This is a genomic window from Aureispira anguillae (assembly GCF_026000115.1).
In the GTDB taxonomy this organism is placed as follows: Bacteria; Bacteroidota; Bacteroidia; order Chitinophagales; family Saprospiraceae; genus Aureispira; species Aureispira anguillae.
In genome coordinates, this window is sequence record NZ_AP026867.1 from 5,307,395 (window position 1) to 5,333,129 (window position 25,735).

The window sequence follows — 25,735 nt, forward strand, 5'->3', positions numbered from 1 at the left end:
TGAGGGAAGTTCAATTTAGCAAAAAAAAGGATCAAAAAGAAGTTTTAACCCATTTTTATTTTGAAGTTGTTTAAAAATGGAGTTTTGTTGATAATGAGTACTAATTTTTAGATAAACAAGGCAAAAATTTTCTTCATAGCAGCGCTATGGAGCAAATTTTTAACGCAGAGTAGCTAGAAATTAGCTTTCATTAGTGATTTAAGGCTATTCTTAAACAACTTCTTTATTAAAGTGTCCTTATTCCTGCTTATACTCTCCTATAAACAAAAAGGTCTTGGCGTATAAGCTGCTCCCCCAATTGTACATTTTTTTAATAAAAACAACGCAAAAAAGATAGGTTTTCTACCATAGGTCTTCCTTTGTGACGGGATTATTATTCTTAAAAAAAAGTAAGCCTCTTGTAGATTTAATGATAAATTGCTTTGGTTTTTTGCCATAAAAAATCAAACTTTGCTACCGCACAATTTTATAGAAGTATTACTTTTATAAAATCATTAATCGTACTACAACCATGTAGTCATTTATTTATGCTTTTAGTTTTGTTCTTCATTACTCATTGTACTTCGTTTGAAGCTTGGTTTTTCGAAAAACAAAAAGCATTATTCGTCTATAAACAACTATTCTAATCATGCAAGACAAATTTGAAATCCTCTCCAACAAAATAGCTGAAGCCAAACTAGGTGGTGGTGAAAAAAGAATAGAAAAACAACATCAGAAAGGAAAATTAACTGCTAGGGAACGAATTCATTTTTTATTGGATGAAGGTTCTTTCGAAGAAATTGGAATGCTTGTTACACATCGATGTGTAGATTTTGGCATGGAAAAGCAGAAATTTTATGGAGATGGTGTAGTAACAGGATATGGTACTGTCAATGGTCGATTGATCTATGTCTTTGCTCAAGACTTCACCGTTTTTGGTGGATCACTATCTGAAACCCATGCAGAAAAAATTTGCAAGCTAATGGACATGGCTCTTCGCAACGGAGCGCCCATCATTGGTCTAAACGATTCGGGAGGTGCCCGTATTCAAGAAGGTGTTCAATCTTTGGGAGGCTACGCTGATATTTTTTACCGAAATACGAGAGCATCAGGAGTAATTCCTCAAATTTCAGCTATTATGGGTCCCTGTGCTGGTGGAGCGGTTTATTCTCCTGCTATAACCGATTTCATTTATATGGTGGAAAATACTTCTTATATGTTCATCACAGGACCTAATGTTGTTAAAACAGTAACCAATGAGGATGTTACGTCTGAGGAGCTAGGAGGTGCAATGACGCATGCCACCAAATCGGGAGTAACACATTTTACTGCTGCCAATGATATTGATTGTATTAATCAACTCAAACAGTTACTCTCTTATATCCCTCAAAATTGTGAAGAGGAAACTCCTCGTTTGGCTTATACTCCTGGCAAAGAGGAACGCCCTGCATTAGATAACATCCTTCCTGATAGTGCTAATGTGCCTTATGATATGCGAGAAGTCATCGGAGAAATCGTAGATGCAGATTCTTTCTATGAAGTGAATAAGGATTATGCCGAAAATATTCTAGTGGGTTTTGCTCGTCTAGGCGGTAGAGCAATTGGAGTAGTTGCCAATAATCCAATGATTTTAGCAGGATGTTTAGATGTCGATTCTTCTAGAAAGGGAGGTCGCTTTGTTCGCTTCTGTGATAGCTTCAATATTCCTTTGTTGGTGCTAGAAGATGTTCCTGGATTTTTACCTGGTACCGATCAAGAATGGAATGGAATTATTACCAATGGCGCTAAGTTATTGTATGCTTTTTGTGAGGCAACTGTTCCTAGAATTACGGTTATCACCCGTAAAGCTTATGGCGGAGCTTATGATGTAATGAACTCAAAACATATTGGTGCCGATCTAAATTATGCTTGGCCTACTGCTGAGATTGCCGTAATGGGTGCGAAGGGGGCTAGTGAAATTATTTTCCGCAATGAAATTCAAAATGCTGAAGATCCTGCTGCAAAATTAGCTGAGAAAGAAGCAGAATATGCTCAAAAATTTGCCGACCCTTATCGTGCTGCTTTCCGTGGTTTTGTAGATGAAGTAATTGAACCTAACCAAACTAGACAGAAATTAATCAGAGCATTCAAAATGCTAGAAAATAAAGTAGACAAATTGCCAAAGAAAAAACATGGTAACTTGCCTTTATAAAACAATCAAAGGAGTAGCTTTTTGCCGCTCCTTTTTCTTTTTCTATTTATGATTCAAACCAATTCCATTCCTATTCGCAAAGGGATTCTCAATCATCTAAAAAAGTTACAAGATCAGATTGATGCCTTGCCAACGTACAAAGAACAAGTAAAACAAGCCAAGGTATTGTGGCAGAACAAAAAAAAGACCAATGCTCAAAAGGCAGCTTTTAATCGAGTAGAGAAAGAGCTTCAAAAAATAGCCATTGGAACCTCCAATTGTTGCAATTATTGTGAATCCAATCTAGGTACCACTATCGAGCACATCTACCCCAGAGGGCTTTATCCTAACAAAACCTTTGTTTGGGAAAATTTTTTGTGGACTTGTAAAACATGTAATGGAAAACATAAAATTTCTCAATTCCAAATTTTTGAAACGCCACTTTCTTCCAATACCATTAACCTAGTCAAAGATTACACCTTTACTCCTCCTCCCAATGCCGATGCTGTTTTTATTAACCCAAGAACTGAAAATCCGCTCCATTATTTACAATTGGATCTCAACAGTGGTTTGTTTAGCCCCACACATTCTGATCCAGCATCTAGAGCTTACAAACGTGCTGTTTATACCTTAGAAACACTACAGCTCAACACACGAAAAGCACTCGTCATAAAACGTAAGGAGGCTTACCAAAAATATCTTCAACTCATTCAAGATTATGCCCTAATTCAAGAAGCTACTTCCCTCGATGAATTAGTTTGCTTTCAATCGTACATTTCTATTCGCCGAAACTATTCGCTAGAAGCATTAAAAAGTAGATTGTCATTAAGCATCCAAAAGACATTAATTTATGCCCCCCATCCCACCGTTTGGAAAGAAATGCAGAGACAAGCAACTGATGTTTCTTTACTCAACCAATTATTTTTACAAATTCCTCAAGTACTTCATTGGTAAAAGCTCCTCTCAATTGTCTTTTTAGCCGCAATCAACCTATGTATTTTAACATAGTATTTATTTTTTTTGACAAAAAAATAGACCAAATCAAATATTTACTTCAAATAAAATACATAAAGCACTACTAAACAAATATCTATTCAAAAAAATAGCAATTAAAACATAGTTTTATTTGATTAAAAAAGTGTTATTAAATATAAAAAACTCTTTTTTGTTTAACTTTATTTCAAATAAAATCCAAAAAAGTTAAACAAAAACAAAATAAACTATGTTATAATACCAAATTTAAGCTTAAATGAAACGTATTTAGATAACTTCTTAACACGCAATCATTATGAAATTTGGACTTTTGTTTATTCTATCTAGCCTTTGGTTTTTTCCTCCCTCTAACACCCAAAATATTCACTTCAAGATCACTAATATCAGAAATACAAAGGGAAATTTTGTGCTTTGTTTTTTTGATAGCCATACTAATTATATAAATGGTCAAACTTGTCTTCGTAGAGAAATTGATAAAAAAAACATTCAAAATGGAGAGCTTAACCTAAGTATCCCAATGCCAGAGGGAACATTCGGGGTCGTTTTGCTAGATGATGAAAACCTAAATGATAAAATGGATTATGGAATTTTATTACCAAAGGAAGGTTTTGGTTTTTCCAATCATTATCCAACAATCCGAAAACCTACCTTTCAAGATTTTGATTTTAACATATCCTCCAACACTAATTTCTCCCCCATCCTAATCAAAGTTAAATACATGTAGCCATGCTCTACATCCAAATTCAACTCATTCAAAAACTTACAAAACTATTATTATGAAAAAAGAATATGATTCGATCGTTATTGGCTCAGGAATTGGAGGATTGTCTACTGCTGCATTATTATCAAAAGCATATAACCAAAAAGTATTGGTTTTAGAAAAACATTGGACGCTCGGAGGGCTAACTCATGAATTTGAACGAGAAGGAAACTATAGTTGGGATGTAGGAGTTCATTATTTAGGAGCAATGGAAGCAGGTGAATTGCCCTATGATATTTTTGATTATATCAGTGATGGACAATTAAAATGGGATAAGATAAATGATCCTTATGATATTTTTTGGTATCCAGATCTAAAATTTGGGGCTGTTTCTGGTGCAAAAAACCTCAAGGCGGATCTAATCAAACAATTTCCTGAAGAACAGAAGGCCATTAATCAGTATTTTAAAGACATCCAGAAAGCTGTCAATTGGGGTAGGGATCGATTTTTGTCGATTTCATTGCCTAAACCCGTGGCTAGCATTCCTAAATTTTTGGCAAAACGAAAAGAAGACTTTTTTCTACAATCTGCCCAAAGTTATTTTGACAGTCATTTTAAAAACAACCAATTAAAGTCTTTGCTACTTTCTCAATGGGGCGACTATGGGATTGCTCCCTCCAAAGCTGTATTTTGGGTACATGCTTCTGTTGTTGCTCATTATATGGAAGGTGCTTATTACCCTAAAGGAGGAGCTAAAAAAATTGCTGAAACTATTGTTCCTGTTATCAAACGCTCAGGAGGAGAATGCCTAACCAATTGTGAAGTAGGCGAAATTATTATTGAAGACAACAAAGCTGTTGGGGTCAGATATCGCCAACGCAAAGGAAAAAGATGGGTTCATCGAACGGTCTATGCTTCAAATATAATATCTAATGTTGGTGCTAAAAATACATTTCAAAGCTTATTGAGGGCTCCCATTCACCCCGAAATAAACCAATTAAAAGGGGAAGCCACTGCTATCACGATCTATTTAGGACTAAAAGAAAACCCCGCCTCTAAATTCAATGTCAATGGAGGTAATTTTTGGTTTTTTGAAGATTATAACCACAATAAAATGGCAACCAACCAAGAATTAATAAACGGCAATATTGATATGTGCTTTTTATCTTTTCCCTCTCTAAAAGATCGTTCCAAAACGGCTCATACCGCAGAAATTGTTGCCTTTGCTCCCTATGAGGCATTCCAAGCGTGGAGCGATACCAGCTGGCAAAATAGAGGAGAAAGTTATCAAACGCTAAAAAACAAAATTGCCACAGCGTTTTTAGCCTACATTGATAAAAAGTTGGAAGGTTTTTCAGATATGGTTTCATTTGTGGAGGTCTCTACGCCCCTATCTTTAGAACAATTTACCAATCGGAAAGGAGGCGCAATGTACGGCTTGCCCTGTACCAAAGAACGTTTTCAAATGGAATGCTTACAGCCTAGAACTTCTATTAAGAACTTGTATTTATCGGGAGGAGATGTTTTTATGTTGGGTGTCTGTGGTGCTTTGCTAGGAGGTTTAGCCAGTGCCTCATTGGTAGGGAGTAAATTTGGAATTGCTAGCTTATTTCCTAAAATAATGATGGAATTAAAAAAGCAGCGAGGAGCAAACCATAAAGAAGGGGCTACGACTAAGAAGGGAATTCCTAAACTTGAAACAAGTTATTAAATTAAGTAAAATTAATTGAAGCATTAAAAAGGTAGCTCTTTTTAATGCTTCAATTTCAATATTTTAAGCCTTAAAAGCGATTTAAATCACTCCTTTTGCCGCCAAATAACGTTCTGCATCTAGGGCTGCCATACAACCCGTCCCAGCAGCAGTAACCGCTTGACGATAATCTTTGTCTTGTGCATCTCCACTAGCAAAAACACCATCAACATTAGTATGTGTGCTACCAGATTTGGTAATTAAATATCCTGTTTTGTCCATATCCAACCAACCATCAAAAATTTTGGTATTAGGAACGTGACCAATGGCAACAAAAAAGCCCCATAAGCTAATTTCAGTTTTTTCATTGGTTTTGTTATTGATCACACGTACACCTGTAACCCCTTCATCGTCTCCTAAAATCTCATCTACCTCTGTATTCCAATGCACTTCAATTTTATCATTATTCAAAACACGCTCTTGCATAATTTTGGAAGCACGCAGTTCATCTCTACGAACAAACATATGTACCTTTGGGCACAACTTCGATAAATAAGTAGCCTCTTCACAAGCACTATCGCCACCACCAACAATACACACCTCTTTTCCTCTATAGAAAAAACCATCGCAAACAGCACAAGCAGAAACGCCCTTATTCATGAATTTTTTTTCAGATTCTAAGCCCAAGTATCTAGCCGAAGCTCCTGTAGCAATAATCACAGAGTTGGCATGAATCTCTTCCCCTCCATCTGTCCATAATTTATGTACAGGTCCTGAAAAATCTACTTTCTCAATCATAACCCCCACATTAACTTCTGTATCAAAACGAAGTGCTTGCTGTTTCAGATCTTCCATCATCTCAGGTCCCATAATTCCTTTGGGATAGCCAGGGAAGTTTTCTACATCATTGGTAATCATTAACTGTCCCCCAGGTTCTTTTCCTGTAAACAAAACTGGTTTCATATTTGCTCTCGCAGCGTAAATTGCAGCAGTATAACCAGCAGGTCCTGAGCCAATAATGACACATGTTTCTTGTCTAGCCATTTTTTTTAATTGATTTTTATTTTTGTAATAATAGTTCTGATTTTGTTCTTCAAACTTCCTAAGTAAAAAATAAGGAACAAAAAAGTAGTTCATTCTGTTCACACAATGCCATCTTCCTAAAAGTAGATTGATAACAAACAACGGTTGAACTTTTATGCAAAACGATAATTTATTTTATACACTTATTGCGTTTACAAACTTAACAAAATATGAGAAGCTTATCGCATAATCAAATTAATAGTCCCTTTACATTTTTTTGTAGACTGTTCTATTCCAATCTAGCCCCTCAATTGATCCACTATAGAATAATCACCGATGCATAAATCGTATTGAATGGGTTTGTTGATATCAATCCACGCTAGTTGTAAATGTTCTAATAAGGTAATTTCTCCTCCTATGATGGTGCAAAAAAACGGAATCAGTTCAATGATGACATTGGATTCTTCTCGTTCAATAGGAATCAAACGCTCTCCTACCGCTACTTCTATATCCAATTCTTCCTTTAACTCTCTAGCCATACATTCGGACTCTGTCTCCCCTGGGTCAACTTTGCCGCCAGGAAATTCCCACTTAAAAGCATGGCTAGTTCCCCCAGCACGCTGCACAATTAAAAACTTTCCTGCTTGTTTAATGACTCCACAAGTTACTCGCATTCTCTGCTTCATTTTCTTCCATTTTACCAAGGACAATAATAATCACCTCTTCAATATAGTAAGATTCTGAATAGATTATGCTAGTCTCATAAAAATAACTATTTTTGTGATCTTAAAATCAGGCATCATCAGAATCACCCAAAGCGTATCCTTTTATAATCAAAATGAAGAAAATACATATTATCCGACTATTGGCATCTATTGTTTTAATTGCTTACACCATTAGCTGTTCGTGGGGAAGCGATGCCCCTACCATAACCGAAGATTATCAAACAATAGATTCGACCTTTATTGACACCCTTGTTGTCCCCAAGGAAGATAGTATTTCCATTGTTGCCGTAGGAGATATTATGATGGGAACCAATTATCCCACAACAAAAACACTCCCTCCTAAAGACGGAAAAACATTATTCAAAGGAGTACAACAATATCTAGCTCCTTTTGATCTTACATTTGGTAACTTAGAAGGCGTAATTGGTAGAGGTGGCGTACCAAAGTCTTGCAATCAACCCAAATATTGTTATACGTTTAGAATGCCATCACATTATACCAATCATCTAAAAAATGCAGGGTTTGATTTTGTCAGTATTGCCAATAATCACGCAAACGACTTTGGTGCTGGAGGAAGAAAAGCCAGTGCTGCGGTATTGGACACTTCTGGGCTTTTTTATGCAGGGTCAATAGACAAACCTTATACTATTTTTGAAAAAGACAGCATCAAATATGGCTTTTTGGCAGCAGCTCCTAATAGTGGTTGTTTTAGTATGAAAAATTATAAAGAAGCTGCTAAAATTGTTCGTCGATTAGATAGTCTTTGTGATATTGTTATTGTTTCTTTCCATGCAGGCGCAGAAGGTGCAAGTGCAATACATACCCCTAGAAAAGATGAAGTGTTTTTAGGCTATAATCGTGGCAATGTCTATAAATTTGCACACGATTGTATTGATGCAGGGGCAGATATTTTGTTAGGGCATGGCCCCCATGTAACACGTGCGGTTGAATTGTATAAAGAACGTTTCATTGCTTATAGTATGGGGAACTTTTGTACCTATGAGAAATTTAGTTTAAAAGGACCTAAAGGGGTTGGTCCGATCATTCAATTGCAAGTCAACAAAGAAGGAAAATTCCTCGCAGGAAAAGTCATTCCAACCAAACAATTGGGAGAGGGAATTCCTGTTTATGACGAAGAAAAACAAGCCTTGCAACAGTTGATTGATTTATCCTTAGAAGATTTTAAAGAATCGCCTCTCGTTATTCACCCCGAAACGGGAAACATGACTTATCAACCACCTAATTCAACCACTGTAGATAGCACTAGTAGTCCAAATCCAGATAGTACACAGCAAAACAACAAAGAAAAATAAGAAACAAGTATTGTATCAGCCTGTATGGTCTAATCTTGTCTACTGAAAAGAGACCTCTTTAAAATAAAATTCCAATTTATTCTGTCCAGTCTGTATCTGAAGTTTTCCTTCAGGAGAAATGCCAGTTATTTTGCCTCGAATTATTTGTTGCGTACTTTCTATTTTATAATTGCGCCATTTCTCATAACCATAGAGCACTTGCAAATAATCTTGATCCAACTGCTGGTATTCTTCCGCTTTTAGTTGCAGGTAACGATGCTCTAGGCATTCACAGAAATGCCCAATTAATTCATAAATATCTTGCGACTGTCCTGTTTCTAGCAACAAGGAAGTTGGATTAGGCAAGTTAGTTGGAAATACTTCTTGGTTAATATTGAGCCCTACGCCAATTATGGTATTAGCCAACAGCGTCCCTTTTAATTTGTTTTCGATTAAAATCCCCCCTATCTTTTTGTCCTTAATGTAAATATCATTAGGCCACTTAACCGATAATTGATCCAAAGGGAAAACATAAGCACTCAATAAATCGTAAATAGCTAAAGCGGCTACTTGATTTAACTTAAATTGTGATTGGAGCGCTAAAAATTTGGGATATAAAATGACCGATACAATAATGTTCTTTCCAGTCGCACTTTCCCATTTGCTGCCAATCTGTCCTCTTCCAGCATACTGATGATCGGTATAAATGACAGTTCCATCAATTGGAGTGCTTTTTGACAATAGATTATTAGCGAAAATATTGGTAGAATCGACACTTGCTACATAATTTGCAACTTTTCCAATAAAAAGGCTGTTAGAAGAGATAAGTTTCATACCTAAGACCAATTATTTTAGTTATTTTTACACAAGGTTCTTTTAGCAAGGTTCCAAAAGTATAATTTTCTTTTGGATTTTTACCTTAGATCCTAAAAATAAAGTCCCTCGATAATTCAGACAGGGCAAAAACAGAAAACTATTATTAACCAAACAACAATACTATTGAGCAACAAAAATATTGCTTTCCAAAAAAATGCACCACATCCAAGTGTATTAAACAATCTTATCATTGATGCTATTCAAGATAATAAAGGAAAAGATATTGCATTATTTGACATGCGCCATCTAGAAGAGGCTAGCAGTGACTTTTTTATCATCTGTAGTGGCAATTCAAAAACACAAATTTCTGGTATTATCAAAAATATAGAACAACGTGTTTATGAAACGCTAAATATTCGTCCTAACCATTCTGAAGGTCAACAAGCGAATTGGATGTTAGTCGATTACTTTTCTGTAATTGTACACATCTTTTCTCGTGAGAAAAGAGCCTTTTACAATTTAGATGATTTGTGGAGCGATGCAAAAATTACTAAATACGATGACAAAGATTAAGAGCACATTTAGTAAATAAAAAGAACTTTAATTGTTTATTAAGTCAAAGTTTCTTTTTCTGACAGTTTTAATGCAACTTTTTAGCTTTTTTTTAGTTTTAAATAAGACGAATAGACAAATTTATAGATATCAATTAATATGGAACAAAAAAATTCACCTAGTAATAAACCAAAGTTTAATGCATATTGGTTCTATGCTATTATAGCGGTGATACTTATCTCTCTCAATCTGTTTAATTTAACAGGCTCTGTACCTGACATAACGATGTCCAAACTAACCGAACTTATCAAAAAAGGGGATGTTGGTAAAATCGTTGTGATTAGTACTGGAGAGCAGAGCAAGTATGCCGAAATTTATATTGACAAAGACAAGCTTTCAGACAAAGCTTATGAAGACGTAGCAAAATCAACAATTGGCACTGGCAACCCTGGCCCTCATTACAAACATACGATTGTTGTTGTTGAAAATTTTATAGAAAAAGTAGATAAAGCTAAAGCTGAATTTTTGGCAGCAAATCCAGATGCTGAAGATATTCCAATTACAGCAGATACCAAAGGAACACTTACTGGTATTATCATGTGGTTGTTTCCTTTCATTTTACTAATTGCTATTTGGGTATTTTTCATGCGTCGTGTTGGCGGCGGTGGCGGTGGTGCTGGCGGTCAAATCTTTAACATTGGACGTTCTAAGGCAACGCTATTTGATAAAGACACTAAAGTTAACGTTACCTTTAAGGATGTTGCTGGTCTTGATGAAGCAAAAGAGGAAGTAATGGAGGTCGTTGATTTCTTACGTTCGCCCAAAAAATATACCGTTTTAGGGGGTAAAATTCCTAAGGGAGTTTTGTTAGTAGGCCCTCCTGGTACAGGTAAAACCTTACTGGCTAAAGCTGTAGCAGGTGAAGCGGATGTTCCTTTCTTTAGTATTTCGGGTTCAGATTTTGTCGAAATGTTTGTTGGAGTTGGTGCATCTAGAGTTCGTGACTTGTTCCGTCAAGCTAGAGAAAAAGCTCCTTGTATTATTTTTATTGATGAAATTGATGCCATTGGTCGTGCTAGAGGTAGAAATTCTATGCAAGGGAATGATGAGCGTGAAAACACCTTAAATCAGCTTTTGGTAGAAATGGATGGTTTTAGCACTGACAAAGGAGTAATCCTTGTTGCTGCGACCAACCGCCCTGATATTTTAGATACAGCGTTGTTGCGTCCTGGTCGTTTTGATCGTCAAATCGGAATTGGCAAACCAGACTTAGTTGGACGAGAACAAATTTTTAAAGTGCATCTAAAACCGATCAAAATCAGTGATAATGTAGATGCCAAAACATTGGCGATGCAAACACCTGGTTTTGCTGGTGCTGAGATCTCTAATATTTGTAATGAAGCGGCTCTTATTGCTGCTAGATACAATAAAACAGAAGTTGAAATGGAAGATTTCAACAAAGCTATTGATCGAGTTATAGGTGGTCTTGAAAAGAAAAATAAATTGATTTCTCCTGAAGAGAAACGAGTGATTGCTTACCATGAAGCTGGTCATGCTATTAGTGGCTGGTTCTTAGAACATGCGCATCCTTTGGTTAAAGTAACCATTGTTCCAAGAGGCTTAACTGCTTTGGGATATGCTCAGTACTTGCCTAAAGAAAAGCATATTGTTCCCAAACAACATCTGTTGGATCAAATGTGTGGCTTGTTGGCTGGACGTGCTGCGGAAGATATTGTCTTTGGACAAGTCTCAACAGGGGCTCAAAACGATTTGGATCGTGTAACACAACACGCTTACAACTTGATTATGATTTATGGTATGAACGAAAAGGTTGGCAATGTTTCTTATTATGAAATGATGAAAAACAACCAATTTGCTAAGCCTTACTCTGAAGCAACCGCTCAGTTGATCGATCAAGAAATTCGAAAAATTATTGACGAGCAGTATGCTAGAGCACTTCAGTTGCTAAAAGAAAAACGCAATGAGTTGGAATTACTCGCCAATGAGTTATTAAACAAAGAAGTGTTGCTCAAAGCTGATGTAGAGCATCTTATCGGAAAGCGTTTATTTGACGACATTCCAGATGAAAAAAACGGCGAAAAAGCAGTTGGTGAAAACAATGGCGTTGACACCTTATTGGATAAAGATGATCTTCCTGACGAGATCCACTAATGTTAAATATTAGTAAAAAAAAAGTTCGAACTATGTTAGTTCGAACTTTTTTTTTGTTTTAAAAAATCAAAAAATGTATCTTGCACAGTTCATTTAACCCTCCTTCCCCATCTAACTAGCTAAAAATAGATAGCACAATTGCTATCCGTCTGCTTCTACGCATCAAACCTTATCACTTTTATTGTATTTTCATCCCTAGAACTCAAGTAGTGAATGCAGGATTTTTTTACTATAAAATATGCCCCTTTATTATTATTTAAAGCCAGATAACAGAGCATGAATTCCGCTAAAAACAATATACTGAAACGACTGCAAAATGTCAATAGTCCTCTAAAAGCTCAGCCTGCAACCATCGATAAGATGGATGCGTTTTATCCTGAAGCAACCGATGAATTGGATATCTTATTTGCCCAAGCTTTCCAAAAGAATGGAGGAAAATTCATTTACTGTGAATCGCAAAAGGAATTAATGGAAAACCTTCATCTCCTAGCCAAACAAAGAAATTGGTCTAACCTATATTGTTGGAATCAGGCACTACAACAAATTTTTGAGCGACACAATTTTGCCTACTGCACGACTAGAGACAATTTGATTAATTCTGATGCTGGCATTACTACTTGTGAGGCATTGATCGCTCGAACAGGATCTATTTTATTGAGTAGCAATTCTGAATCAGGTCGCAGCCTTTCTATCGTCCCCCCCGTTCATATCGTTATTGCAACTCCCAATCAAGTTGTTTATAATTTGAAAGAAGTATTGAGTTTACAAACAGCTCGAGCAGACCAATGGCCTTCTATGTTATGCTTTACCTCAACCAATAGCCGTACTGCCGATATTGAAAAAACACTAGTTAATGGTGCTCATGGTCCCAAAGAAATTTTTGTATTCATGTTAGATATATAATAATCCTTTTTTTCAACCAAGAAACAATCATTAAAGAACAAAAGATCAATTAATAATGAAATTTCATTCCTAATAATATTTCATAAGATGATCTAATTACCTCATCCCCCTTTATAATAACAATCAATGAGACTTTTTATTTTTCTTAGTATTTTATCGTTCTGTAGCCTTGGCTTACAGGCAACCACCCCTAGTATTTCTGAAATTAAACAGCAACCTATAAAAATAGTCATTCAAGAAGCTGAAAAATTATACAACAATGCCATTTATGAAGAAGCCTATTATTATTATCAGGCATTGAGTGAAATGAAAAAAAAGCCTAGTGCCCAAGATTTATATCGCTTAGGAAAAACAGCACTCATTGCTAAAAAATACGATATATGTCAAGAGACTCTAGCCCCTCTCCTCTCCAAATCAAAACGATTTCCATTAATTCATTACGAATATGCCTCTGCGCTCAAGTATACAGGACAATATGTTTTAGCTAGCCAACATTTCCAATCTTATCTAAATGCCAATCAAAACGAACAGAACAACGATTATATAAAATTGGCACAAATGCATCTGAATATCTGTCAAAAAGCCTTAAAAGAACAAGAAAATACCTCCGCTTGGTTTTTTGATGCTTTAGCAAAAGAACAGACAGAAGAAGAAACAACATATAGAGCCTTGACACAAGCAAGTAAGTACAAAATTAGTTTAATTGAATGCCAAACTAGCAAAGGTACTTGCATCAAAAAAGTGTATCCTGATAATACCATTGAACCTCTTCAAAATTCAGTTGGTAATCCCATTTTTAATAGTTGCGCTCCACATATAGCCCCCGATGGTGAAACGGTCTATTTTGCACAACAAGAAATGGGAAAAACAGAATATCAAATTTTTACAGGAAAAATGACTTCTAATGGAGAAATTGAAGACATCAAAAAATTGGGTTCAGGGGTTAACCGAGCTGGTTTCTCAAGTACTCATCCTACCATTGGACTAACGAGTAAGGGGCAACAGATTTTGTACTTTGCCTCTACACTCCCTGGCAGTAAAGGAGGGTATGACATTTGGTATGCGGTCAAAACGTTAGATGGTCAATTTACAATGGCTTACAACCTCGGAACTCGTGTCAATGGCGAAGGAGATGACATTACTCCTTTTTATTACCAAAATGATGGAGAGCTTTATTTTAGCTCTGAAAAACCTAGGGGCTATGGTGGCTTAGATGTTTATAAAATGACTGGAGAGAAAAAACGCTGGCTGCAAGCAACTGCACAGCATTTAGAAAGCCCTGTTAACTCAACAGCCAATGATTTTCATTTCAAAAAAACAGCACAGGGAAAAGGGCATTTTTCTAGCGATCGAAATGGAAAGAAAGAAGCAATCATCAAATACAAAAAAAATATTGGTGCTTAAATAATAGATGTTATTATCGTAGAATTGATGGGATCAAATGCAACAATGACCAACTATTTGCGTATACTATCTTGCAAAATTCATTTATTTGATTACACAGATTAACTCAACGTGAATTTATATTATTTTTGGTTCTTTGACAAATTGTGTGGTATCGTAAACTACCTTGCCTGCTTATTACTACTTTTGTTATATGCTATAGGTCGTAAGTTGTATGCTTAGTTCCTGTAAATACAGGACATACGACTTAGGACCTATAACTTTCTTCTAAAAAAGTAATTAAAAGCTTACCCTTTTTTAGTGTTTACCACACAATTTTTCAAAGAACCTTATTTTTTAATCCATTATTATCCTACTATACAATGAATACCATACTCAAACTATTATTTACCTCTGTACTTTTAATATTTAGTGCTAATTTCATTTGGGGACAAACCACTAACCTAAAAACTCGTTATTCCAACGATTGGGATTCTTGGGAAAGTTCAGGAAGTCTAGATGCCAAAATCAAAACCCGTTATTCTAATGATTGGGACAATTGGGAATACAACATTGATGGTAAATCTGGCTCCATTAAAACTCGTTATTCCAACGACTGGGATAGTTGGGAGGTAGGAAATATGCGAATTAAAACGAGATATTCAGAGGATTGGGATAATTGGGAAATTTCGGGCGATGGGTTTAACCTCAAAGCAAAAACTAGATACTCAGAAGATTGGGATAACTGGGAAATATCAGGAGATGTTAACCTCAAAATCAAAACTAGATATTCGGAAGATTGGGACAATTGGGAAATATCAGGAGACTTATCCAAACTCAGTCCTGCAGCCAAAGCTGCTGTTCTTTTTATCCCTATTTTTGCGGCAAGTATCCATCAAAAGGGCATTCATAAATAAACAAAATTTAATGTTCTAATACGTTTAATCAACCTCCAATAGCAAAGTTTATTGGAGGTTGATTTTTTTATCATACTTCTTAGAATTTCCCACCAATTGTTAATCCAATTAGAACATTTTCGTATTGCAGATCAGCTGCATTCAAATAATTTGCTGCCAAGATAGTCACATCAATTCCTACCGCAAATGACCTATAGCGAAATTTCAGATTAGGATTGATTAAATATCCAAAAGCAGCATCACTAACGCTTGGATTAGCAACCATAGCCAACCCAAAATTAACATTTGCTTCTAGTCCAATTTTTCCTCCAAAACTAAAGGCATTCATTAAACCAAGATTGATCGGAGCAAGAACAAAATCGATGTTAAAATCACCAGGGTTATAAGTGGCATTTCTTGAAAAAATCAGATGCACTCGTCCCCAAGTTGCTCCAATTCCAGGGCGATAGGTTTTCATCTTGCCAAAATACCATTTATTTCCTAAGCGAAAGCCTAATCCTGCCCCGCTAAGATCGTGTCTATAGCCCGAATTTGCGTCAGAATATTTAATGGTAGCAGCCTGAATCAAACCATCTAAGAAAAAACCATTTTCTAGAATATGCTCCTCATAATCTATTTCAGGATCAGCTGTTGTATTCTTTTTAGAATAATCAAATTCTTCCAAAGTATTTTTTTGGGCGATTACCGCCTCTTGCCCTAAGAACAGCAGCAAAGTTAAAATTAATGTAAAACGCATGGTTGTTTAGTTTTTTGTATAAAATTTTAGTCATCAGATCATCCAAAAAAAAACGGATGCACAACAATTGCGCATCCGTTTTATATTCTTAAACAATAGAACGTAGAATATTATTCACCGTCTTTATTGTCTCCTGCTTCTTCGTTTTTCAACTGCTCTTTCAATTCAGAGAAAGCACTCAAATCACCAAAGGTACTCTTTTCGTTGCTAGAGTTAACCTCATTAACCGCTTTCTTAGCAGCTTGTTTTTCTGCTTTGATTGCTTCTTTATCAGCTTGCTCAGCACTACGCTTAGCATCTGTGTAGAAACGAGAATGAGAAACTAAAATACGCTTATCATCACGGTTAAATTCAATTACTTTGAACATCAATTGCTCATCTACTTCAGCTAAAGATCCATCTTCTTTTTTGATGTGACGGATAGGAGCAAATGCTTCTAGACCATAAGGCAACAAGACAATAGCACCTCTGTCATCACGACGCAAGATAGTAGCTTCATGAGAAGAACCTTCTGGGAACACATCAGCAAAAGTATCCCATGGATTCTCTTCCAATTGTTTGTGTCCTAAAGATAGTTTACGGCTATCTTTGTCGATTTCAAGAATGATAATATCCAAAGTAGCACCTACTTTTGTAAATTCAGCAGGGTGAGCAAAACGCTTAGTCCAAGAAAGATCAGAAATGTGGATCATTCCACCAATACCTTCTTCCAATTCGATAAACACACCGTATGGAGTCAAGTTCTTAACTTCACCTTTGTGGCTAGAACCTTTAGGATATTTTTCTTCGATTTTTGTCCAAGGATCTTCTTGTAGTTTTCTCAAACTCAAAGACATTTTGCGATCATCACGGTCGATGGTAACCACCTTAGCTTCATACTCGTCTCCTTCTTTAAAGAATTCACGAGAGTTGATTGGTTGGCTGCTCCAAGAAACCTCAGAAACGTGGATAAGACCTTCAACACCAGGAGTAACTTCCAAGAAAGCACCATAATCCTCAATGTTAACGATTTTACCTTTCACGATAGAACCAGGTTGTACATCTTCTGCCAATACATCCCATGGATGAGGTTGTAATTGTTTTAGACCTAAAGAGATACGTTTTTTATCATCGTTAAAGTCTAATACTACAACATTTAGTTTTTGGCCATTTTCCAATACATCACTTGGGTGCTTAATACGTCCCCAAGAAATATCAGTAATGTACAACAAACCATCAACACCACCCAAATCCAAGAAAGCACCAAAGTCAGTAAGGTTTTTAACCGTACCTTCCAATACTTGACCTTTCTCCAATTTAGAGATAATTGCTTGACGTTGCTCTTCCAAATCACTTTCGATAAGTGCTTTGTGAGATACAACTGCGTTTTTGATAGATTCGTTAATTTTAACAACTTTGAACTCCATTGTTTTACCAACGTAAGCATCATAGTCAATAATTGGACGAATATCAATTTGTGATCCAGGAAGGAAAGTTTCCAAACCATCGATGTCTACGATAAGACCACCTTTAGTTTTGCTAATTACTGTACCAGTAACTACTTTTCCTTCTTCGAAAGAAGAAACGATGTTAGCCCAAGCGCTCAACAATTTAGCTTTACGACGAGAAAGCACCAATTGTCCACGTTTGTCTTCTTGCGTTTCAACGTATACCTCTACTACATCACCAACAGCCAAATCAGGCATGTCACGGAATTCTGTACGAGATACTAAACCATCAGATTTACAGTTCAAATCCAAAACAACATCACTAGCAGTGATAAATACTACCTTACCAGCAACGATTTCAAATTCTTTGATAGAACTTAGTGTATTTTCATACAAAGCCTCATACTCCTCAATTACACTATCTTCGTAGTTCAATACACCTTTAGGACCTTTGTCCCAATCAAAATCATCAAAAGCAGTTTCTTCAACTACTTCTTCATTAGTTTCTACTGTTTGCTCAACAACAGGCTCTGTTGTTGGAGTGTTTTCAACAACTTTTTCTTCGTTGTTATTTTCGTTCTCAAGATTCTCCATTATAGAAAAAGCTTGTTTTTAAAAGGTTAAGAAATAATTTTTCGATCAGCTTTTTGATTTCCAAATAGTTAAACACTTGAATAAAAAGCGAGTGCAAAGATAACAATAAAGCTGTTGAGAACCAAATAATTTTAGTCCTATTCAATATTTTTTTTGTTTAGAATAGTAGCGTTGTCCAATAACCACTCCTCTATACACTTACAAAAGATAGAAAGGAGGTCTCTATCCTAGAAAAAAACGTTGCTCTTGAATGAACTGTGCTTTGCGACGAGTGGACACATCAAGGTATTTATTATTGACCAATACCACTTCACCCCCTCGTCCTTTAATGTATCGAACAACATGTTCTAAATTGACAAGATATTTATCGTGAATACGAGAAAAAAAAGCCCCCTTTAATTGTTTTTCGTAAACCCCAATAGGTTTTGAAGATAAAACAGTGGTCTCATCCAATAAATAAAATTTGGTATAGCTTCTATCTGCTTCCAAATAGAGTACATCATTCAAATTGACAAAAGATAAGTCTGTAAGCGATGGAACCATAATTTTTTTGATCGCCTTATGTTCTAAATTTATCAATAAGTTGGATGATTCTTCTGAGCTTGCTTTAAGGCAACGATTAATGGCTTGATCTAGGGCATCTTCATCAATTGGTTTGAGCAAATAATGCTTTGCAGCAAAATCAAACGCTTTTAAAGAGTATTCGCTAAAAGCAGTTGTAAAAATTACTTCATAATTATAATCTGAAGTTCGATTCAAGACCTCAAATCCATCTCCATCTGGCAAGTGAACATCTAAGAAAATTAAATCTGGATTTAATGCTTTGATTAGCCGCACAGCCTCTTTTAAGGTCTGTGCCTTGGCAACAATCGAGATGTCTTTTTTATAGGGAATTAACAACTCGCTTAGAAGCTCAAGATTATGGAAATCATCTTCTACCAATATTGTTCGGAGCATCTTATTTATTTTTTAGCGTTGAAGGAAAATGCAGGATAAATCTAGTACTACAATTAAAATCGTCTACGACATCTTCTACAGATATTTTAATGTGTACGTGCAACAGCTTATTAATCGTGTTTATCCTTTGCTTTAACAGGTTTAATCCTTGTGATGTCTTTTTAACAAAAAATTGCTTTTTAATTTCTTTTGCCCTTGCTCTTCCGATTCCATTGTCTTCAATCTTAATCCTTAGACCATTGTCTATTTCTTCTAATACAATCAACAATTTACGATTTCCTTCTTTGGGAGCCAAACCGTGAATAATGGCATTTTCGACCAAAGGCTGAAGAAGCATGGGGGGTATGTTCCATTTTTTTACATCTATTTTATTCAAATGGACAATTTCAAAATCATGTCTATAGCTGCTGCCACTAGATAGGCGCTCGTATTCCATTTCCAAATAAAGTTGTAGATGATTAATTTCTTTTTCCAACAAGATCAAGGAATGTTGGCTGTTCTCCAAAGTACTTCGCATCAGAGCAGCGAATTTCTGCAGAAATTTTAAGGCTTGCTTTTTTTGATTTTTGTACAAAAAATAAACCACTGAATTAATAGCATTAAATAAGAAATGCGGTTTTAGTTGACTCCTTAATGATTTCTGCTCTGCTTCTGCCAATTCTTTTTCCAAATTCTTTTGGGCTATAATATGACGAATATAAATCGCAACAGCTAACACAATAAGCGTGGTAATTAACAATAGAAAACTCCAGGTTTGTGTAAAATGGGGATAAATTTCAAAAGACAGTTTTATTCCTTTTTTTTGCCATTCACCATTCTTCTTTTTGGTTTCTATCATCAACTCATAATAATCAGGCGCTAGATTATTGCAATTGATTTGAGGCAATTTGGTATATACCCAATCTTTAGATTGGCTCTTCTGATTACTTAGCCGATAACGATAACTAACAGAATTTGTTGCATTAAATGACAATGCTAAAAAATCAACTACAATATTATATTGATTATAAGACAGCGTGTAGTGGTCTTTTAGCGTTACAGCGTTGCCATTGATGCGAATTTGTTTTATATAAATTGGTATTTCAAAATCAAATTTTGCAGGCGATAAGACTTTTTGAGGAAGCTGAGCTATTCCCCTATCTGTAGCAAACCAAAGCATAGCTCCTTGAATCAGTATGTCATTAACTCCATTGGAGGGCAAATAATTATGAACATCAAATGTTTTTGAAAATTTAATTTTGCCCTCAACAATTGTTAGACGATTTGCTCCTTGATTGGTTCCTACCCATAAAGTAGAGTCATTTTCAGCCGTTAAACAATGTACAAATACATTAGACAATCCATCCAATGTTGTCCATTGTTGAAGAACCTGAAAAGTTGTTGGATCAAGGACAATGATTCCGTTTCCCTTGGTGCCTACTAAAAGATAATTTTGAAAATAATTTATCGCCAGAATACTTTGCGATAAGAGTCGATTTTGTTTTCCTAAACTAACCAACTCCCCTCGATCTTTGTGATAATAAAAAAGTCCCTTTGTTGTCCCTAACCACCATTCATTTTTTGCTTTTTTCTCAATAGCATTAATCCAATGATTTTTGCAAAGCTGTTCTTTTTGAAAATTTTTATCAATTTCCCAAAGGCCTTTAGCATAGCCAACCATTATTTTTTCTTCGTCTTTATCCACAAAAATGGATTTTCCTGAATAGCGATGACTGGTATAGTATTTTTTATCGAACAGCAAATCCCCTCCTTTCTGTTCTCCTATAAAGCCATTAGAAACAAGCAACTTATTTTGCCACTTTTTAAGATCATATAAATCTATTGATGGGTCAATCGTTCTCACTGCTTTCTCAAATGGATAATGCTGATTCAGTTGATAAACACGATTCCCCCCAACGCCTATTATTTGATCGTTATAAGCTACAATCTTAACGATTTTCATTGCTTCTTCCTTAAAAAAGTGAAGCAACTCCCAATGGCTTATAACAAACACTCCTTTATTAAGTGTTGCTAGCCAATAATTCCCTTCTTTATCTTCATAAATTGAAGCAATTCGAACATCTTTGAAAAAAAGTTTAGGCTTATCCAAAAATGGTGCAGCGCCATAAAAAAGAAGCCCTTTAGTTGTAGACAACCAAAGTTGTTCCTTCTGATCTAAGTAAGCAGACAAAATAACCTTGTCTTGCTGTTTCAACTTTAATTGAAAAAGAGAATTTTTAATGCGATCATATATAAACACAAGATCATTCTTAAAAAAAACTTGTTTGGAATCCGAAGATATATATTCTCTCTTAACACCTCCTACATCCAAAAGGTTAGCCACAGCAACCTGATGTTCTTTTAGCTCCCCCTTCCAAGTTTGTCCCTTAACAGCTTTATTGGCATTGGTTAGTAATAAACTGGTCGTTTCATTTAATAGTAATAAACTCGTGTTTTTAAGATTGGGATCGTCTAATATGGTAAGATAGAGTATGGTATCCTCAACCCCTACCCGATAATATTCCTTACCATCAATATTTTTCACCCTAGTTGTAAAATACAGGACATCATTAGAGTCAACTGCGACATTCGCAAAAGAAGCACGATAATTGAGTATTTTTTCGATTTGTGTATTTGCTGGATGCTGAATAATCGTGTCCTTGTCCCAATAACATAAAGTCCCTGACATGCCTAAAAACCATAGGCGATTTTTATAGTCTTGATAAATTCTGAAGACGGTATTTTCTACCAATCCATTTGCTGTTGAAAACAACTCAAAATCCTGCCCGTTATACCGTACCACTCCATGGTCTGTACAAATCCAAATAAACCCTTTATTGTCTTGTGTTACTTGATAAGTTTCATTGCTAGGCAATCCATTTTCCAAATTCCAATTAACAGAATTTACTTCTTGGGAATACATTGGATTGGCTACTAAAAAGCAAAAAATCAAATGGATAATGTACTTCATTATTGGTAAGGATTCATAATCTAATTGTTTTAAGATATGGATTTAAAACAACATATACAAAAGCCTCTAAGCTGATATTTCCGCTGATTCCTAAACCAAATACACAGTTATCAAAAACATAAGCACATTGGTTGATGGAGCGTTGACACTTGTTAAATCTCACTTTTTTTCCCTTAAAAAGTGCCCTAATTTTGGGCTATAAGAAATGATCACAGCTATCCTATTTTTTGTTTTGTACTTCCCTCCACAAACACTTAACAGTTATAAGTTGGATCCATCTTTTAAATCTAAACTAAGTAGATGGTCAAAATTATACAAGATTAAAATTTCAGTACATTTTTTAACAAAATTCAAATTTATTATGAAAATTCATATTTTTTTAGCGCTTCTTTGTCTTTGGCTCCTCTCTACAGGAAGTGCCGTTGGGCAAACTGATTTTACTTTAAAATTCAAAGTTTGGAAAAACACTGCCAATGCAGCCAATTACCTTGGTGAGTACCATTTTAATGCAGGTCATCCTCATAATTTTGGAAATTCTGTGCCCCCCAGTATTACGAGTCAATTATGCCCAGGAGATCGTTTAGTTTTAGAAAATCGCTGTATCTATAAGGGAAATCCACATTCTTTTCATGGAGGTTCAACAACGGCTGGAGGCAATAATCGATATGGAGAATGCACAATTGGTTTAACCAGTAGCAACCACTGTTCAAGTACTAATAATCCTAATTATATCCTTCACTTGGCAGACATTAGCTCTATTTCGACTTATAATTCTAGTTTGCCAACCTACCAAAGCTGGTCCAACTGGAATTATGGCACCCAAAAAACAATTACGCTTCCTCGCTATAATTCTACCGCAACAAACGGAAATATCTACCTTGCTATTTCTGCGGGATTCTTTGCAAATAAGGTTAACAATTGCGGTTGTGGGGCACGTTATTATTTTATTGGGCTTAACCTCAAAAGAGGTGTAGACCCCATTGGCGATCAAAGCATTTGTTCAGGAGATGCTGTCAATCTAGGGTTAAATCCAAACTACAGCTATACCAACTGGAGTCCTAACAACCCAAATGGAACACCCCTCAATACAACAACAGATTATACAGTAAATGTAACCAATACTGCGACAGGATGTTCGATTACTGATGAGTTTGAAATCAAAGTTCACAGCCCTACCCAAGAACTTATTACAACAACGGTTTTATGTTATACCGAAAGCCTTTTGCTTACTAGTCAAAATTTGCCCGATCTTACCTCAAAAATTATTGTTGATGGCGAAGTCATTTATGATGTATTGGCAGGCATTAATTTATTGCCCTTAACGATTAGTGGCTCCATACAAGGTGCAGGAGTGATTAATATTGAATATGTATATTGGGTAGATGATCGCTACAGTGCCATTTGTACCAAAACATACCAACTCCTAATTGACGAGCAAATTATCACAGATTTACAAAGTAGTTATCCGATTTGTGGTGGTTATTTCCAACCTATTTGCATCAATAGCAGTGGATCACCACAGCCCAATGTAATGTATCAATGGTCAAGTGGAGGAAATCTACTCTCAACGAATAGCTGTTTTACGCCAACAGCTTATGGAAACTATTCCCTATATGCCTATACCCCAGCAGGCTGTTTTATAACCCGCAGCTTTAATGTCTATGATCCAGGAGTAGGAATTGAAGCGCCCGAAGATATAACCTATTGTTCCTTGACCGAAACTCCTCCAAGTGTGATTGGGTGGGATCAAAATCCTTTTTCGTTAACAACATTCTATGGTATTTCTTGGAGTTATCAAGACTTGAATGGAACTGTAACTACAATACCTACTTCTGGAGGACACTATCAGATACCTTACATGGGAGATGGTACGTACACCGCTTCTGTTGTGACAGGCAATGGGTGTTCAGAGGTATTCACCATCACAGTAATGGATGCACTGCAAACGTTTAACAGCCATCCTGCTGCCCAGTTTAATACAATAACATTAGGAGGAAATCAATTCGCTTGTTCCCCCTTGGCTAGTGTACCAGGGTCAGATATATGGGAAGTTTTAGACGCAGCTGGCAATCTTGTTCCACACATTCCCTATCCCAGTAATAATCCGTATGGAATTAAATATACCTCTTTGACAGGAGCGCCCTATACCGTTATTTTAAAAAGATACCTCTTTGATGAATGTATCATTTACACTTGCTCAAATAAAGGCATGGAACGAATCCAAGAACGAAATCAGTCTATCGATATCACCAAGGAATTAACAGTTAGCACGTTTCCTAATCCAACAAATGGATTGGTCAATATCCAATTATCAAACGCATCTAAGCCCAATACTTCTATTCAGGTAATGAATAGTTTAGGGCAGGTAATTTTAGAAACCGAAGTACAAGAACAGCACAACATTGAACTTGACTTAAGTAAAGAAAATAGTGGCGTTTATATGATCCAACTCACCAATGGAGAGGATAAATTGATTGAGAAAATAATTAAACAATAAGTTGAAGGTATAAGAACAGCACACTAAATAGTAATTAAACTAGTGTGCTGTTTTTTTTCATCATAGCACCTTCTATTCTTATCAACACAAAAAAAGGCAACACAAAAATATTGTGTCACCTCTTCTTCAAACCAGCTCTACCCCTAAAACCGATTATATTTTTAGGTTCATCAGAACCCTTCTATACCATTAACCGTGGTATATTTAAGCGTTATCTTTTTTTCAGGATGAATTATTTTAAACGCAGATTGTACCATCAAAGTAGCTTCGTGAAAACCGCACAATATGAGTTTCAATTTCCCTTCGTAGGTATTAATATCTCCAATAGCATAAATACCAGGTATGTTGGTGCTATAATCTAAGGTATTGACCTCAATGGCATTTTTAGAAATATTGAGTTTCCAATCGGCAATAGGTCCCAATTTGGGAGACAAACCAAAAAGAGGAATAAAATGATCTAATTGTTGCGTGTAGGTTGCTTTGGCTTTGGGTTGAATGACCACTTCTTCCAATGCTTGAATTCCATTTAGACCAACCACCTGCGCATCTGTTATAATATTAATTTTTCCTGCTTCCGCCAATTCATAAGCCTTTGAAACAGAATCTGGCGCAGCTCTAAATTTATTGCGTCTATGAATCAATGTAACTTCTTGAGCTATATCTGCCAAATGAATGCTCCAATCCAAGGCAGAATCTCCCCCTCCTGCTACCCAAACTCGCTTATTGGCATAAAAAGCAGGATCTTTGATGATGTACTCAACGCCATTATTTTCATACTTTGCAATATTATCAATAGGAGGTTTACGAGGCTCAAAACAGCCTAAGCCTCCCGCAATTGCAATAACAGGTGCATTAATTTCTGTTCCATGACTTGTGGTCAATTTAAAACTGCCATCCTCCAAACGCTCGATTTCTTCTGCACGCTCTCCCAAGGTAAATTCAGGCTTAAAAGGAGCAATTTGTTGCATCAAGTTGTCAATCAAATCTCCCGCCAAGATAGAAGGAAAACCAGGAATATCATAAATTGGTTTTTTAGGATAAATTTCCGAACACTGCCCTCCTACCTGAGGCAAGGAATCTACCAAATGACACTTCAAGCGTAATAAACCTGCTTCAAAAACAGTAAATAAACCAGTAGGTCCCGCTCCAATAATGATAATATCTGTCTTTTTCATTTCATGTATTTATTTTTGCTTTTTTATAACCACTCATGCGCCATATTACTGCATGGTGATTGTTGAAAATTATATGCAGAAGTT

At 35.9% G+C, this 25,735-nt stretch carries 19 protein-coding genes; 11 read left to right on the plus strand and 8 right to left on the minus strand.

What is annotated here, in order from left to right; translation table 11 throughout:
- Positions 1-628: 628 nt before the first annotated feature.
- From AsAng_RS20865 to AsAng_RS20880, 4 genes are all read left to right on the plus strand, one after another.
- On the plus strand, positions 629-2,170 hold the full coding sequence (locus AsAng_RS20865) for an acyl-CoA carboxylase subunit beta (protein WP_264789026.1): 1,542 nt from the start codon (positions 629-631) through the stop codon (positions 2,168-2,170).
- A 48-nt stretch (positions 2,171-2,218) separates the two neighbouring features.
- Complete coding sequence (locus tag AsAng_RS20870; protein ID WP_264789027.1) at positions 2,219-3,103, plus strand: HNH endonuclease family protein; 885 nt, start codon at positions 2,219-2,221, stop codon at positions 3,101-3,103.
- A 334-nt stretch (positions 3,104-3,437) separates the two neighbouring features.
- A complete protein-coding gene (locus AsAng_RS20875) occupies positions 3,438-3,866 on the plus strand; it encodes a DUF2141 domain-containing protein (RefSeq protein ID WP_264789028.1) in 429 nt (142 codons plus the stop codon).
- A 52-nt stretch (positions 3,867-3,918) separates the two neighbouring features.
- Entirely contained in the window at positions 3,919-5,553 is a 1,635-nt protein-coding gene (locus AsAng_RS20880; RefSeq protein WP_264789029.1) for a phytoene desaturase family protein, read from the plus strand.
- A gap of 81 nt (positions 5,554-5,634) precedes the next feature.
- On the opposite strand, the gene trxB is transcribed toward AsAng_RS20880, so the two are convergent.
- Together trxB and AsAng_RS20890 are read right to left on the minus strand one after the other, a co-directional pair.
- Positions 5,635-6,576 carry a thioredoxin-disulfide reductase gene (trxB, locus tag AsAng_RS20885; protein WP_264789030.1) on the minus strand — a complete coding sequence of 314 codons (942 nt, stop codon included), beginning with the start codon at positions 6,574-6,576 and terminating at the stop codon, positions 5,635-5,637.
- Positions 6,577-6,854: 278 nt separating this feature from the next.
- Complete coding sequence (locus tag AsAng_RS20890; RefSeq protein WP_319993634.1) at positions 6,855-7,241, minus strand: (deoxy)nucleoside triphosphate pyrophosphohydrolase; 387 nt, start codon at positions 7,239-7,241, stop codon at positions 6,855-6,857.
- Between the two features lie 152 nt (positions 7,242-7,393).
- On the opposite strand from AsAng_RS20890, the gene AsAng_RS20895 reads away from it, so the two are divergent.
- Positions 7,394-8,593, plus strand: coding sequence for a CapA family protein (locus tag AsAng_RS20895; RefSeq protein WP_264789031.1), 1,200 nt, complete (start codon positions 7,394-7,396; stop codon positions 8,591-8,593).
- 39 nt (positions 8,594-8,632) lie between these two features.
- Here AsAng_RS20895 and AsAng_RS20900 read toward each other — a convergent pair whose 3' ends face one another.
- Entirely contained in the window at positions 8,633-9,406 is a 774-nt protein-coding gene (locus AsAng_RS20900) for a biotin--[acetyl-CoA-carboxylase] ligase (protein ID WP_264789032.1), read from the minus strand.
- A 165-nt stretch (positions 9,407-9,571) separates the two neighbouring features.
- Between AsAng_RS20900 and rsfS the strand changes: the two genes are divergently transcribed.
- The 5 genes from rsfS to AsAng_RS20925 all read left to right on the plus strand — a co-directional run bounded on the left by rsfS (position 9,572) and on the right by AsAng_RS20925 (position 15,315).
- Positions 9,572-9,961: a ribosome silencing factor gene (gene rsfS, locus AsAng_RS20905; protein WP_264789033.1), complete on the plus strand. Its 390-nt coding sequence runs from the start codon at positions 9,572-9,574 to the stop codon at positions 9,959-9,961.
- 138 nt (positions 9,962-10,099) lie between these two features.
- Positions 10,100-12,112, plus strand: coding sequence for an ATP-dependent zinc metalloprotease FtsH (gene ftsH, locus AsAng_RS20910; RefSeq protein ID WP_264789034.1), 2,013 nt, complete (start codon positions 10,100-10,102; stop codon positions 12,110-12,112).
- A 276-nt stretch (positions 12,113-12,388) separates the two neighbouring features.
- Positions 12,389-13,015: a LutC/YkgG family protein gene (locus tag AsAng_RS20915; protein WP_264789035.1), complete on the plus strand. Its 627-nt coding sequence runs from the start codon at positions 12,389-12,391 to the stop codon at positions 13,013-13,015.
- A gap of 126 nt (positions 13,016-13,141) precedes the next feature.
- Positions 13,142-14,419 (plus strand): TolB-like translocation protein, encoded by a 1,278-nt coding sequence (locus tag AsAng_RS20920; RefSeq protein ID WP_264789037.1) that lies wholly within the window; start codon positions 13,142-13,144, stop codon positions 14,417-14,419.
- A gap of 362 nt (positions 14,420-14,781) precedes the next feature.
- Positions 14,782-15,315, plus strand: a complete 534-nt coding sequence (locus AsAng_RS20925) for a hypothetical protein (protein ID WP_264789038.1) — start codon at positions 14,782-14,784, stop codon at positions 15,313-15,315.
- 79 nt (positions 15,316-15,394) lie between these two features.
- Here AsAng_RS20925 and AsAng_RS20930 read toward each other — a convergent pair whose 3' ends face one another.
- The 4 genes from AsAng_RS20930 to AsAng_RS20945 form a co-directional block, all read right to left on the minus strand.
- Positions 15,395-16,051, minus strand: a complete 657-nt coding sequence (locus tag AsAng_RS20930; RefSeq protein WP_264789040.1) for a hypothetical protein — start codon at positions 16,049-16,051, stop codon at positions 15,395-15,397.
- A 110-nt stretch (positions 16,052-16,161) separates the two neighbouring features.
- Positions 16,162-18,072, minus strand: coding sequence for a 30S ribosomal protein S1 (gene rpsA / locus AsAng_RS20935; RefSeq protein WP_264789041.1), 1,911 nt, complete (start codon positions 18,070-18,072; stop codon positions 16,162-16,164).
- A gap of 222 nt (positions 18,073-18,294) precedes the next feature.
- A complete protein-coding gene (locus AsAng_RS20940; protein WP_264789042.1) occupies positions 18,295-19,029 on the minus strand; it encodes a LytR/AlgR family response regulator transcription factor in 735 nt (244 codons plus the stop codon).
- A 1-nt stretch (position 19,030) separates the two neighbouring features.
- Positions 19,031-21,979, minus strand: a complete 2,949-nt coding sequence (locus AsAng_RS20945) for a sensor histidine kinase (RefSeq protein ID WP_264789043.1) — start codon at positions 21,977-21,979, stop codon at positions 19,031-19,033.
- Between the two features lie 361 nt (positions 21,980-22,340).
- Between AsAng_RS20945 and AsAng_RS20950 the strand changes: the two genes are divergently transcribed.
- Positions 22,341-24,476 carry a T9SS type A sorting domain-containing protein gene (locus tag AsAng_RS20950; RefSeq protein WP_264789044.1) on the plus strand — a complete coding sequence of 712 codons (2,136 nt, stop codon included), beginning with the start codon at positions 22,341-22,343 and terminating at the stop codon, positions 24,474-24,476.
- A 170-nt stretch (positions 24,477-24,646) separates the two neighbouring features.
- Here AsAng_RS20950 and AsAng_RS20955 read toward each other — a convergent pair whose 3' ends face one another.
- The gene (locus AsAng_RS20955) at positions 24,647-25,651 is read right to left on the minus strand and encodes an NAD(P)/FAD-dependent oxidoreductase (RefSeq protein WP_264789045.1); all 1,005 of its coding nucleotides are present in this window, start codon (positions 25,649-25,651) and stop codon (positions 24,647-24,649) included.
- Between the last annotated feature and the right edge of the window lie 84 nt (positions 25,652-25,735).